Genomic DNA, 12809 nt, shown 5'->3' with positions numbered 1-12809 from the left:
CATCATCGCCAATATCATTCTTTTCTCACTGTTATTTGTATGGGCAAAAGCGCTCTACAACGAAGGCATGACTTACTTAATGTCATGGATACCTGAGTGGTTAGGTTTTCTCGAATGGGCATTTTGGCTCATCTACTTTATCGCGATGATCTTATTAATTTTTTACGCCTTTGTTTCGACCGCTAACTTAATCGGTGCGCCCTTCTATGGCTTTCTAGCTGAAGTTGTTGAAAACAAATTAGCGGGTAAAAAAGACGAGAGTCCATTTACCGCAAAAGAGCTTCTGGCACTGATCCCCAGAACGATATTTAGAGAACTGAGAAAGCTGGCTTATTATTTACCGCGCGTCGCAGCTTTGTTTTTTCTCGGACTTATTCCGGGAGTAAATGCCTTAGTAGCCATTATTTGGATTGTGTTTTCAGGTTGGATGATGGCGATTCAATATGTGGATTACCCTGCCGACAACAATCGCATGTCATTTCCAGACTTACGAAAATTCCTAGCAAAAGACCGAGCCAGCGCATTGGGCTTCGGCTTATGCACTTTTGGCTTAACCCTCGTTCCAATCATCAATTTAGTAGTACTGCCAGCCGCAGTATGTGGTGGCGTTGTGTATTGGCTGAAACAACGAGATGCTTATAAGGCTTAATCTTTAGGCACGACGACACGCTGATTGGGGAAGTGACAGGTAAACGTACTTCCCTGATCAATCCCGCTTTGTACTTCCAAGTTCGCACCATGGTTGATCAACACGTGTTTTACGATGGCAAGCCCTAAACCAGAGCCTCCAGTATTAGAGTTTCGGCTAGGGTCGGCGCGATAGAAACGCTCCGTTAAACGTGGGATATGAATCGGGTCAAAACCACACCCCGTATCCGTCACTGACAAGTGGCAACCACCATGATCTTGCCACCAGCGGATGACGACAGAGCCTTTTGCTGGCGTATATTTCACGGCATTAAACACGATATTTGAAATCGCAGATCGTAATTGATTCTCAACACCAAAAATATTGGCATTTGAAACAATATCGAGCGAAATTTGATGTTCATTATCCGCACTGAACAGCTCTGCATCATGAAGTACGCTCTCGAGCAATGGCACAATCAATACTTCTTTTTCAGCATGAACGCGATCTTGTGCTTCAAATTTCTCTAACACCAATAAGTCATTAATGATCGCTTCCAAGCGATTCGTTTGTCCTTCCATCGACATTAGGGCTCGATGCCATTTTTCAGGAGCCTCTTCACTATCAATCAGCGTTTCGAGATAACCGCGAATCACAGTTAATGGTGTACGTAGCTCATGCGAGACGTTACTGACAAAGTCACGTCGCATTTGTTCTAAATGATGTAGGCGCGTGACGTCTTGCGCCAAGATCAAACGTTCCTGTTTACCGAACAAAGTAATGTGAATACGAATAATGAGATTGGGATCAGTCGGGGATGTGATTTCTAAAGCGTCATCATATTTCTTTGCGTCAAAATAGGCTTTAAATTCAGGATCTCTTACTAAATTTGTAACAAGTTGAGCCTGATCTTTATCATCATCAAAGCCAAATAATCGCGTTGCGGCTTCATTCCACCAATCCATTTGCCCCATTTCGTTGGTCATCACAACGGCATCTTTCAGAGCATTCGCCGAATTACGAACACGCTTAATCATTTTGCTTAAGCGCTTACGTGCCTTTTTATTTTGCAATTGGGTGTAATACAAACCTTCAAAAAGGTCTCCCCATAAACCATAACTTTCAGGCACTTCTTTTGGCTTTTTAGTTGGATAGAGCCAAGCATGTAAACGAAGTGCTTGTCGCACCATCCACAAGCTATAGCTCGCAAAGAACACCAGAAGACTAGGAAGGAGAAGGTCCGTGATTAAGCCGAGTAAAACAGCTAGCACAAATGCCCACACTAAATAGCGGACATGTGCAGACGCGCGTTTATGCATTCGCTTTGCTTCCTTTAAACTCGCACAAAATAGATAAGGCTATATTAGCCAATTAATGCGCCGTTTTGGTAGAAAAACGATAACCGGTACCTCGAACAGTTTGAACTAAGGCTTCATGGCGTTTGCCGATCGCTTTGCGCAAACGACGAATGTGTACATCAACAGTGCGTTCTTCCACATACACATTACCACCCCAAACGAGGTCCAATAGCTGCGCTCGCGTGTAGACGCGATCTTGGTGTGTCATGAAAAACTGCAGGAGTTTATATTCTGTTGGCCCCATCGAAAGCGTTTCACCTTCTGAGCTAACACGGTGACAGACTGGATCGAGCTCTAAGCCATCAATATTAATCGCAGACTCTAACCCTTGTGGATTAGCTCGACGCAGCACCGCTTTTAACCTAGCCACTAACTCACGTGGAGAAAAAGGCTTAGTAATGTAATCATCCGCTCCGACTTCCAAGCCTTGAATCTTATTGTCTTCTTCGACTTTCGCAGTGATCATAATGATTGGAATTTCAGAAGTGCTTTCGTCACGCTTCAAACGTCGGGCAAACTCTACACCGCTCGTTTCCGGCAACATCCAGTCTAATAAGATCATATCGGGGCGATCGTCTAGCACAATGCTGTGAGCGTCACGGGCATTACTCGCTTCAAAACAGGTATACCCTGCCATCTCTAAAGCTACTGCGATCATTTCGCGGATGGATGACTCGTCATCCACAATAAGGATTTTCTTATCTGCCATGTCTTACACTCTCATTATGCTCAATCACATCTGAGCAAATACCTACTCGTCGCGGTATTAGAAAGGAGGTTTGTTACAAGTATATGACAGGAAAAGCGCTTAAACGTTCATCAAGTCGCATAATCAAGTGCGATACCAACAAAAATGGCAAAACCCACCCAGTTATTGTTCAAAAATGCACGTAAACAATCGTCTTTATAACGTAAACGTATCAAATGTTGTTGGTATACCAACAGCACTGACGCGACGACAATGGACAAGAAATAGAAGCTTCCGAGATTTAACTGCTCGCCCAGCAAGCACATCGCAAGCACAAACAACACTTGAAGGCTCGCGATAATCGATCGGTCTGCATTACCGAACAGAATCGCTGTGGATTTCACTCCAATTTTCAGATCATCCTCACGATCCATCATCGCGTAAATTGTGTCGTAAGCGACAGTCCATAACAGCGTTGCTGTAAAAATTATCCAAGCAAGAGCCGGCACCTTTTCGATGACTGCTGCAAATGCCATAGGAATGGACCACGCAAACGCAGCACCAAGAAAGACTTGCGGCAAGAAGGTGTAACGCTTCATGAAAGGATAAATACACGCGAGGGCCAATGCACCAAAGGACCAAACAATCGCACTAGTGTTTAAACAAAGAACCAATAGCAAGGCTGAAAAACATAAGACGACGAAAAATATGATGGCATCTTTTAAACTCAACTCACCAGCAGCTAGAGGCCTAGCTTTAGTGCGCTCAACGTGGCCATCAATATTGCGATCTGCAATATCATTAATCACACAGCCTGCAGCGCGCATTGCGATCGCTCCAGAAACAAATACAAACAAATGAAGCGCTGAAGGCAAACCATCACTCGCAATCCATAAAGCCCACATAGCAGGCCATAACACTAAGAATGTACCAATGGGCTTATCAAACCGCGCCAAGCGCCATAATGCTGCCGGTTTACCTTCGAGTAGACCAGCTTGGGTCAGAACTTCTTTAAATTTATATCTTAGATTCAACATAGCTTAAGAGTGATGAATAACTGAGGTATGAAACTTTTCTGCCACTAGTAAGGGCTTGTTGTGTAAGCGAAACACAGAGCGCCGAGCGTAAGTTGGCTGATTACCCCCAGATGTTCTTGTTAGCTGAATAGCTTCGCGCTTCATTGACCGCGAGGCAAATAAAAATGCTCCCAAAGGTTTTGAGCCCAGGCACTTTAACTGCCGCTCTTTACCAACCAGTGAATGCAATGGAATAACACTTCTAGCACTAACCCAAACCTTGTCGTGGCAAAGTAAATCAACCTCGCGAATCAAAGCGTAGCGCCCTATCGACAGATTCAAAGCTCTTCTCTCACTCATTGTTGGTTTCGCGTATTGCTGCGCCTTTACACGGACTTTAAAACTTCCGTTTGATGCTTGCTGCAATCGCTTTGTTAACGATCCAGCATCGAGTACCCACGATTGCCAAACCCGAGGAATAAAAGAAGAAGGTACACGCCGGTAGGAATGCCAATGAAAATGTTCGGTTTGCAATTTACACCTTGCTGATAGCAGAAGAAATGAGCACATTTTTATGGGCACTCACTAGGTCAGCGCAAAGTATAACGAAGGCCGCTTATATAAACCACGGATCTGATCAGCCATTGAGAGACTCGGAGATATCCGATACATTAGCCGACCATTGAATTCCTTCCAACAGAAACAAAGAGGAACACCATGAAAAAATGGCTTTGTGTAGTATGCGGCCTTATTTACGATGAAGCTGAAGGTTGGCCTGACGACAACATCCCACCAGGTACAAAATGGGAAGATGTGCCAGACGATTGGGAATGTCCTGATTGCGGTGTCGGCAAAGAAGACTTCGAAATGGTAGAAGCTTAATGAGCCAAGCGATCATCATTATTGGTTCTGGAATGGCGGGCTATGCAGTAGCCCGCGAATTTCGAAAACTTAATTCTGAAACTCCTCTGTTAATGATTACCCAAGACGATGGCAGCGCATATTCTAAACCGATGCTGTCAACGGGATTCACCAAAAATAAAGACGCAGAAGCATTAGTAATGTCTAATGCTGTGCAAATGTCAGAACAGTTAAATATGTCAATACGCACACAAACAAGTGTGCAAAATATCGACACTGAAAAACAAACAATCCTCGTTGATAATGAGACGATCGAATACAGCAAGCTCGTATTAGCGACGGGCGCAAGTCCATTCAAACTGAAGTTTGTTAAACCTGAGAGTGACCGCATTTTCTCGATCAATGATCTTGATGATTACCGCGCATTCCGCACAGCTAGCCAAGGCAAAAAGCATGTCGCAATTGTCGGAACAGGTTTGATCGGTTGTGAATACGCGAACGATCTTTTGAATGGCGAATATGAAGTGTCATTGATCGGCTTAAGCCAACATGTTTTAGATACCATGCTGCCGCCAGAAGCATCAGAATGTGTTACAAAAAGCTTGAGTGATGCCGGCGCGAACTTCTACTTTGAGCGAAGCGTTGTTGATATCCAAGAAACTGTTGATGGCGTAATAGTGGAGCTCGACAACGGTGAAAAAATCTCAGCCGATATAGCGATTAGTGCGATTGGTTTAGCACCAAATACTAAGCTGGCTTCTGAGAGCGGCATCGAGACTAATAAAGGCATTACGTGCGATCGTAGTTTGGAAACGTCCGCTAAGAACGTCTACACACTGGGCGATTGTGCAGAAGTCGATGGCATGGTTATGCTCTATGTTTTGCCGATGATGGCATGTGCTCGAGCGCTTGCCAGCACACTCAATGACGAACCGAAGCTTGTGAGTTATGGTGTAATGCCGGTGGCAGTTAAAACACCTGCCTGCCCTGTCGTTGTTCTTCCTGCATCAAATGAAAATGGCACTTGGGATATCGAATCAGACGGGTTCAATACCACAGCGTTGTTTAAGTCGGATCAAGGCGAGCTTCTTGGCTTCGCATTAACCGGCGATGCGACGAAACAAAAGCAGGTTTTAGCAAAGCAAGTTCAAGCTATCCACCCAGAATAATAGTAAGAAGTACATATCTATGAGCGACGTTCTTCAACAGTTGATTGATGTCTTAAAACTGGAACAAATCGACGATTCTCATTTTCAAGGCGCAAGCGAAGATCTAGGTTTTCCTAATGTCTTTGGCGGCCAAGTTTGCGGCCAAGCGATGATGGCAGCCTATCAATCTGTTGAAGATCGCATCGCACATTCTATGCATGGATACTTTCTGCGCGCAGGAGATCCAAACTTACCTATTCAATACGAAGTGCAATCTCTCCGGGATGGTGGCAGTTTTTCTGCTCGTCGCGTAATTGCGCGTCAACATGACAAAGAGATCTTTACCCTTAATGCATCATTTCAAGTTCCTGAAATTGGCTTTGAGCATCAGATTGATATGCCTGCCAGCACAGAACCTGATGTCTTACTTTCTGAACTAGATATGCGCAGGCGCTTTAAACATCTGATCCCAGAAAAGCTTAGAGATCAGTTTACACGCGACCGCCCTATTGAGATTCGCCCCGTTAATCCGGTGAATTATTCAAATCCTGATGTACGTGCACCCTATAAACAAAATTGGTTTCGAGCGGTAGGTGAGCTACCAGATGATCTATACCTGCATCAATGTATTCTGACTTACGCATCGGACTTCGGTTTGCTAGGCACAAGCATGCTTCCTCACGGCGTGAGCTTTGCGCAAAAGGGCATGCAAGTTGCCAGTATTGATCACGCGCTTTGGTTCCATCGTCCATTCCGTGTTGATGATTGGCTTCTCTATGATATGGACAGTCCTAGCGCTTCAAACGGCAGAGGATTCAATCGTGGCAACATTTTCAATCAAAAAGGTGAACTTGTTGCATCAGTTTGCCAAGAAGCACTGATTCGGAAAAAACCACAAAAGCCAGCTTAATCGCTTGCGCTATGGCGAGTTCAGGGCCATGATAAAAGGTAGTATTTAATATCAAAGGAGTATGGCCATGAGCAGTGCTGAAGAAAGCCGTCAAGCCAAGGTAATCAGTGAACTACGAACCTTTATCCGCAAGGTTCTCTCTGATCCGACAATCGCCACAAAATGCATGGAAATCGCGCGTCAACACAAAGGCCAACCAGACTCAGCAAAATTAATCGCTGAAGAAATCAGCGCAAATACCATTGTGCGCATTCCAGAAGAACATAGTGATGCGGATAAAATCTTCCTCGACATTATTAATGAAGTCTTAGACGACGAAGCGGCACTCTACTAACTCAGAAGATGACGCATTTAAAACGGAGCAACACGCTCCGTTTTTTATATCTGTCAGTTTTATCAGCGATGCATCAGATACAAGAACATATCCATCAACTTCAGCAGCAACATTTTCGAGCCTGCATAGCGATAAAAGGCACTGCTGATTGGGTGAAGGAAAGCTATCAAGTCCTAGCTAAAAAACTCCCAGACGGGCAAAGCGCTATTTTGTTGGGGCATGATGCATCTTTACTCCGTAGCGAGCATGATCGATGCATTGCACCCAAGCATTATCGCGAAATACTCGGACAACAAAGCCAAATACTCATTTGGGACTTACGCAAAGAGATTCATCCTGACGCGATCGCAGCAAGTAGTGGTGTTCTCGAAGGCGGCGGACTGCTCTTCGTATTAATCGACGATACGGATAACCAGCTTCAAGCATCCCACTCTCGATTTTTAAATACACTGATAGAAAGCGAAGCAATGCTTGTTATAGATAGTGACAACTTTGATGAAGCACTAACTCAGTTTTATCCCTTCCAAGTTCAATCATCAAACAAACAAGGTATTACACTCAACGAAGAACAGCAGGCCTGCTTGGCAAAAATTGAAAGAGTCGTAAAAGGACATCGCAATCGTCCTCTGATTCTACGAGCCGACCGCGGACGGGGTAAATCGACGACACTAGGTATCGCAGCAGCGCAATTACTCAATAACGCTAAGCTCGAGAACATCATACTCGTTGCTGATCATCCAAATTCCGTTGCGACTTTAATTCAGCATTTTGAACAAAACATCGATCACGCATCTTTGCGCGATAAACTGCGCGTTATACCGAGCGATGTTCTGTTAGAAACTCTCCCCGAAACGCACTTACTCATTATCGATGAAGCAGCCAGCTTTCCGCTCCCTACCCTTCATAGCTTGATTGAGCACTATGCGAGAATCGTTATGGCGAGTACATTGCACGGATATGAAGGCAGTGGTCGCGGCTTTGATTTAAAACTTAATACAATATTTAAGGCAGAACATAAACAAGCTAGCTTTTACTCGCTAGATCAGCCTATACGCTGGGCAAGCGGCGACCCACTAGAACGAGTCATCAATGAGAGCTTCGTTTTACAGGCACACTTAACAGAAGTCGATACAACAGAGCCTCAAGCACGCCATTTTGAGTGGATCAATAAAAAAGAATTACTTGAAGACCAAAGCCTTCTTGAACAAGTCTTTGCTCTCTTAGTTCTCGCTCATTATCAAAGCCGCCCTTCTGATTTAAGCCAGCTCATTGACAACGAAGACATACGTATCGGTGTGATGTTCGAGGGAGAACATATCGTTGGTGTTTTAGCGAGCGTTGAAGAAGATTTATCGGCACAAGACGCGCAGTTAAAACAAGACATCATCAACGGCAAACGCAGATTAAAAGGACATCTTAGCCTACAGGCATTTGCGAGTTTCTACTCTCAGGCAGAATGGTTAGACCTCAAGTGCCAACGTATTTTACGTATTGTTGTGCACCCCGCTCGCCAATCAAGTCAAATAGGATCAGAGCTGATACAAGAGCTCCTTGCATCCGCCAAGGTTCAGAATTTAGATGCATGCAGCGTGAGCTATGGTCTCGAAGCTAAGCTCTTTAACTTTTGGGCACGAGCCGATTTTGAAAGTACACGATTAAGCTATCAAGCTGATGCTTCTAGTGGGCTGCCGTCCATGATGATGCTTAACCCAATATCTTCAAAAGCAAAAACACTCTTATCATCAAGCAAACAGCGCTTTATCGATCACTTTGTTATCGGCTTACCAATCTATTTTCAGAAATTGAGCCCTGCGCTTGTTAATACGATTCTATTGGATGTAGGCAGATCATTAAATGTTGGAGAGGCTCTCAGCGAGCAACAAATTGCACGTCTCAACAAATTTTCCGCAGGACAAACAAGCCTTTGGGATAGCTGGCCAGATATTCGCGCGCTTACACTTTATTGTGCAACGAAACGCGTTATCAATACCGAGCAAGCAAACGTTTTAATCGCAGTTATGCTACAAAACTATGCGATGGAAATATTTAAAGTTGATGGGAAAAAACTGAGTAAGAAAGAATGGCTGGCATATTTGCGAGAAGCGAGCAAAACGCTTCTCGCAGAATTGACTATATAGTGAAGCTAGACCCGCACCCACAGGTCGTTGTGGCATTCGGGTTACTGACGACAAACTGAGAACCTTTCAGACCTTCGCTGTAATCTACCGTCGAGCCCACTAAATATTGATACGACATCGCATCAACCACTAAGTTAACGCCCATGTTTTCAATCACAGTATCGTCGTCTGCTTGCGCTTCATCAAACGTGAAACCGTACTGAAAGCCCGAACATCCACCACCTGTTACATAAACACGTAGTTTCAATTCTGGATTTTCTTCTTCCTCGATTAGATTTCTTACCTTAGTAGCCGCGGCATCGGTAAAGACTAATGGAGAAGGGATATGTGACTCAACAACGCTCATTGGGACTCCGGAGTACTCAAACTTCGCGCAATTATCCGCTTATCCGACAAAAACAGTCAAGTATTACTCGCCCTGCGATGCAACTGCCTTCAATGCTACTGCATCTGAGACATTTTCTTTATCCCCAACTACTTGGTCTTCTGGTGAAGGTTGCTTCTGATGAACAAGGTTTCCGTTTACTTCGGCTCCCATCGCCATCTCGATTAAGTTGTAATAGACATTACCCTTAACCGACGCATTTTCAGCTAGTTCGACATGCTTTGATGCATATACATCACCATAAACCGTACCGTTAATGATGATATGTGGTGCAATAACATCACCATCTATTTCACCAATATCACTAATACGAACAACTGCTTCTTGATCATCGGTAGAGCGAATCGTACCTTTGATTAAGCCATCAATATGTAGGCCCCCAGAAAACTGAATATCACCTTCCATGCTCGTTTTACTGCTGATTAGCGTTTCAAACGGAACATTATGAGATTTAGCGATATCTTTGCGTTTGTTTTTTCCCCACATATAAACCTCTACCTATTCTTCTAAGACCGCAACGCTTGGTGCTGCGGTTAACGCAGGTATCAGCTCTTGCCAAGCGACATTGCGTTCTACACGCGATGCACTTTTCCCTTTGCTCTGAGCAACCACTTGAATATTTTCGGGCTCAAAATTTTCGGGCAAGATCAGCTCACCTGCAAATTCTTGGAAATATCTAAAACGGAATTTCATTCCTAACTCTTCAACCTCAGACACATCTCGAAGAGGAAGAATGACACTCTCTGAATCACGTTGACCAATCAAGTTTACAGCAACAACACCCTGTAAATAGCGTTTGTTGTTTGCTAACTGCGCCAACACGATTTTATAAGCATAGTGCCTGTTTTCACTTAATGCAGACAATTCAAGGGCTTGAATTTGTAAGCCTTTGTTATTGTCAGATGGCGCCATAATGTTCTGATAAAAGCTTACATCTTTCTTCAATCCAGCAACCTGCTCTCGCAAACCACGAATGGTGCTTTGAATCTCTTGCTTTGCATGCAAGTTAATGGCTTCGCTTTGTTCAAGATTCGCGATTTTTTGCTTTAAGCCCTGATTCTCATCGACCGATAAACGATATTGCTCGGACAATGCATTCAGACTTTCTACGGCTACCTGGTGTCGTTGTTTCATTTCAAAAACGCCGACGTAATAAGCCGCACTCGCACAAACGAGCACCAAGCAAGTTAGCTGAATAATCAGCTTACGTTTTCGTCCTGGCTCATGACGAACCAACACCATTTTTTCATGCGGATTATGTTTAGCCATAATATCCTTAAGGGCTCAAAGGAACTTGTTGCAAACCACATGTCTCTTCGAAACCGAACATGATATTCATGTTCTGAACAGCTTGCCCCGATGCGCCTTTAACTAAATTGTCGATCACCGAACTGATAATCAACATGTTACTGCCTTCTTGTTGATGAATTGCAAGACGACAAATATTCGAACCTTTTACGCTGCGAGTTTCTGGCAAAGATCCTGATGGCATTACATCAACGAAGGCTTCGCCTTGGTAACGCTCTTCAAATAAAGCTTGAACCTGACCCAAAGACATTTCTTCGCCTTTTTCATTCAGAGGCGCATACAACGTTGCCTCGATACCTCGGATCATTGGAACTAAGTGTGGCACAAACGTAAGGCTGACTGGTTTGCCTGCAGCCCACGATAAACCCTGCTCGATTTCTGGACGGTGACGATGACCGCTAATGCCATAAGCTTTAAAACTATCTGCACATTCTGACAAAAGCGTGCCGACACTAGCCTTTCTTCCCGCGCCACTCACGCCTGACTTTGCGTCTGCGATCAACTGATCAACATTCACTAATCCATTCTCAATTAAAGGAATCAAACCCAATTGAATCGCAGTCGGATAACAACCGGGACACGCTAGTAAACGAGTATCGGCGATCTTGTCACGATTTACTTCAGGTAAACCATAAACCGCTTCATCGATCAATTCAGGGCTGTTATGAGCTTGTTGATACCATTTTTCCCATAAAGCCTGATCCTTAATACGAAAATCAGCAGAAAGATCGATAACACGCGCGCCACTTGCTAGCACATCCGACATCATGGCCTGCGCAACGCCATGGGGTGTCGCGAAAAAGATCACATCGCAACCTTTGAGGTTTTCTGCGCTCGGCTCACAAAAATCAATATTTAAAAAGCCACGTAAATTAGGAAACATTTCCACAACAGGTCGCCCTGCATCACTACGCGAACACACAGCATGTACCTCAACATGCGGATGCCCGACTAAAATTCGCAGTAACTCGGAACCGGTATATCCCGTTGCGCCAACAATCCCAGCTTTTATCACGCTTAACTCCTACTTTTTGTAGCTCTAAAAACGCGCGCATTGTATCAGGAAAACCAACACTGTTCTTTATCGATAAAGACTGAACAGGTTAGAATGAACAACGATTTTTCGCCGCTTTCTTCACTTACAGCAAAACTTATGCCTTTTAGATCAAAGCTAGACTCATACAAACATGGATTCAGAGAAAGACTCGGCGCTGCCGATGCGCTTCCTCAGCTTGCACTACTTGGCTTTTTCGTTGGGCTCGTTACCACTTTAGTTATTCTTCTGTTTCGCGGTTTTATAGAAACGGCTCTGTCACTATATCTCCCTGAAGGAGATCCTGAGAATTTTGAAGGACTATCTCAAACGCTACGTGCGACGCTACCCTTATCAGGCGCCATCATTATTGGCTTAATTTGGTACAAACTAGGCGTTGTGCATCGCAAAACTGGCGTTGCTTATGTGATGGAACGTCTCGCCTACCATCAAGGCTACATGTCATTAAAATCACTAGTTGTGCAGTTTTTTGGCGGGGTGTTGACGGTTATTAGTGGGCAGTCGTCTGGTCGAGAAGGCCCTGCTGTACATTTGGGTTCCGCCGCGGCAAGTATCATGGGGCAATATTTCAAGTTGCCGAACAACAGTATTCGTATACTGATCGCTTGTGGCACAGCGGCTGCTATATCAGCATCGTTTAATACCCCCATCGCGGGGGTTATTTTCGCGATGGAAGTCGTGTTAATGGAATACAGCCTCATCGGTTTTACACCAATTATTATTGCATCAGTGACCGCAGCTTTTGCATCACAGATGTTCTATGGCACTGAACCGGCATTTCTAGTTCCGCAGCTTGATCTCAGCTCTCCATTTGAAATTCCTTATATTATTTTTTGTGGATTATTAATCGGTGCAGTATCGGCAAGTTTCGTTCGCTTAACACTGAGCTCGATGCGCTTTTCTAAAGTCAATATCTTCTTAAGAATTCTAGCGGCTGGGTGCTTCACTGGCGCGGTTGCGTACTTCATTCCCGAAATCATG

15 protein-coding genes are annotated in these 12809 nt (G+C 44.3%); 7 read left to right on the top strand and 8 right to left on the bottom strand.

Annotation, left to right across the window (positions count from 1 at the left end):
- On the top strand, window positions 1-649 hold a 649-nt coding region (cysZ, locus tag A3738_RS23115), incomplete at its 5' end, for a sulfate transporter CysZ (protein WP_082890122.1).
- On the opposite strand, the gene phoR is transcribed toward cysZ, so the two are convergent.
- The 4 genes from phoR to A3738_RS32725 all read right to left on the bottom strand — a co-directional run bounded on the left by phoR (window position 646) and on the right by A3738_RS32725 (window position 4260).
- Entirely contained in the window at window positions 646-1947 is a 1302-nt protein-coding gene (gene phoR, locus A3738_RS23110; RefSeq protein WP_068501669.1) for a phosphate regulon sensor histidine kinase PhoR, read from the bottom strand. The two genes, cysZ and phoR, sit on opposite strands and share 4 nt — an antisense overlap.
- Before the next feature lie 52 nt (window positions 1948-1999).
- A complete protein-coding gene (phoB, locus tag A3738_RS23105; RefSeq protein WP_068482232.1) occupies window positions 2000-2695 on the bottom strand; it encodes a phosphate regulon transcriptional regulator PhoB in 696 nt (231 codons plus the stop codon).
- Window positions 2696-2805: 110 nt separating this feature from the next.
- Window positions 2806-3711: a 4-hydroxybenzoate octaprenyltransferase gene (gene ubiA / locus A3738_RS23100; protein WP_082868859.1), complete on the bottom strand. Its 906-nt coding sequence runs from the start codon at window positions 3709-3711 to the stop codon at window positions 2806-2808.
- Between the two features lie 3 nt (window positions 3712-3714).
- Window positions 3715-4260: a chorismate lyase gene (locus tag A3738_RS32725; protein WP_068473808.1), complete on the bottom strand. Its 546-nt coding sequence runs from the start codon at window positions 4258-4260 to the stop codon at window positions 3715-3717.
- Window positions 4261-4407: 147 nt separating this feature from the next.
- On the opposite strand from A3738_RS32725, the gene A3738_RS23090 reads away from it, so the two are divergent.
- From A3738_RS23090 to A3738_RS23070, 5 genes are all read left to right on the top strand, one after another.
- Window positions 4408-4572, top strand: a complete 165-nt coding sequence (locus A3738_RS23090) for a rubredoxin (RefSeq protein WP_068473805.1) — start codon at window positions 4408-4410, stop codon at window positions 4570-4572.
- On the top strand, window positions 4572-5720 hold the full coding sequence (locus A3738_RS23085; RefSeq protein ID WP_068501672.1) for an NAD(P)/FAD-dependent oxidoreductase: 1149 nt from the start codon (window positions 4572-4574) through the stop codon (window positions 5718-5720). Before A3738_RS23090 ends, A3738_RS23085 begins: the two co-directional genes overlap by 1 nt.
- Before the next feature lie 19 nt (window positions 5721-5739).
- Window positions 5740-6609 carry an acyl-CoA thioesterase II gene (locus tag A3738_RS23080; protein ID WP_068482238.1) on the top strand — a complete coding sequence of 290 codons (870 nt, stop codon included), beginning with the start codon at window positions 5740-5742 and terminating at the stop codon, window positions 6607-6609.
- Window positions 6610-6676: 67 nt separating this feature from the next.
- On the top strand, window positions 6677-6943 hold the full coding sequence (locus A3738_RS23075; protein WP_068482241.1) for a hypothetical protein: 267 nt from the start codon (window positions 6677-6679) through the stop codon (window positions 6941-6943).
- A 68-nt stretch (window positions 6944-7011) separates the two neighbouring features.
- A complete protein-coding gene (locus A3738_RS23070) occupies window positions 7012-9081 on the top strand; it encodes a GNAT family N-acetyltransferase (RefSeq protein WP_197472305.1) in 2070 nt (689 codons plus the stop codon).
- Here A3738_RS23070 and erpA read toward each other — a convergent pair.
- The 4 genes from erpA to argC form a co-directional block, all read right to left on the bottom strand.
- Entirely contained in the window at window positions 9074-9427 is a 354-nt protein-coding gene (gene erpA, locus A3738_RS23065; protein WP_068482247.1) for an iron-sulfur cluster insertion protein ErpA, read from the bottom strand. The two genes, A3738_RS23070 and erpA, sit on opposite strands and share 8 nt — an antisense overlap.
- Before the next feature lie 63 nt (window positions 9428-9490).
- Window positions 9491-9952 carry a polymer-forming cytoskeletal protein gene (locus A3738_RS23060; protein WP_068501677.1) on the bottom strand — a complete coding sequence of 154 codons (462 nt, stop codon included), beginning with the start codon at window positions 9950-9952 and terminating at the stop codon, window positions 9491-9493.
- Window positions 9953-9964: 12 nt separating this feature from the next.
- On the bottom strand, window positions 9965-10735 hold the full coding sequence (locus A3738_RS23055) for a DUF6776 family protein (RefSeq protein ID WP_068501680.1): 771 nt from the start codon (window positions 10733-10735) through the stop codon (window positions 9965-9967).
- 7 nt (window positions 10736-10742) lie between these two features.
- Window positions 10743-11789 (bottom strand): N-acetyl-gamma-glutamyl-phosphate reductase, encoded by a 1047-nt coding sequence (gene argC, locus A3738_RS23050; RefSeq protein WP_068501683.1) that lies wholly within the window; start codon window positions 11787-11789, stop codon window positions 10743-10745.
- Window positions 11790-11882: 93 nt separating this feature from the next.
- Between argC and A3738_RS23045 the strand changes: the two genes are divergently transcribed.
- A partial coding sequence (locus A3738_RS23045; protein ID WP_197473977.1) for a chloride channel protein occupies window positions 11883-12809 on the top strand: 927 nt, incomplete at its 3' end.

Source organism: Oleiphilus sp. HI0066 (assembly GCF_001635725.1).
The sequence above is the reverse complement of the archived record's forward strand: the minus strand, read 5'-3'. Positions and strand labels throughout refer to the sequence as shown.

Bases quoted from the DNA above. Each gene is read 5' to 3' on its own strand.
- phoR (WP_068501669.1), bottom strand. From the start codon at position 1,947: ATGCATAAACGCGCGTCTGCACATGTCCGCTATTTAGTGTGGGCATTT.
- phoB (WP_068482232.1), bottom strand. From the start codon at position 2,695: ATGGCAGATAAGAAAATCCTTATTGTGGATGACGAGTCATCCATCCGC.
- ubiA (WP_082868859.1), bottom strand. From the start codon at position 3,711: ATGTTGAATCTAAGATATAAATTTAAAGAAGTTCTGACCCAAGCTGGT.
- A3738_RS32725 (WP_068473808.1), bottom strand. From the start codon at position 4,260: ATGTGCTCATTTCTTCTGCTATCAGCAAGGTGTAAATTGCAAACCGAA.
- A3738_RS23090 (WP_068473805.1), top strand. From the start codon at position 4,408: ATGAAAAAATGGCTTTGTGTAGTATGCGGCCTTATTTACGATGAAGCT.
- A3738_RS23085 (WP_068501672.1), top strand. From the start codon at position 4,572: ATGAGCCAAGCGATCATCATTATTGGTTCTGGAATGGCGGGCTATGCA.
- A3738_RS23080 (WP_068482238.1), top strand. From the start codon at position 5,740: ATGAGCGACGTTCTTCAACAGTTGATTGATGTCTTAAAACTGGAACAA.
- A3738_RS23075 (WP_068482241.1), top strand. From the start codon at position 6,677: ATGAGCAGTGCTGAAGAAAGCCGTCAAGCCAAGGTAATCAGTGAACTA.
- A3738_RS23070 (WP_197472305.1), top strand. From the start codon at position 7,012: ATGCATCAGATACAAGAACATATCCATCAACTTCAGCAGCAACATTTT.
- erpA (WP_068482247.1), bottom strand. From the start codon at position 9,427: ATGAGCGTTGTTGAGTCACATATCCCTTCTCCATTAGTCTTTACCGAT.
- A3738_RS23060 (WP_068501677.1), bottom strand. From the start codon at position 9,952: ATGTGGGGAAAAAACAAACGCAAAGATATCGCTAAATCTCATAATGTT.
- A3738_RS23055 (WP_068501680.1), bottom strand. From the start codon at position 10,735: ATGGCTAAACATAATCCGCATGAAAAAATGGTGTTGGTTCGTCATGAG.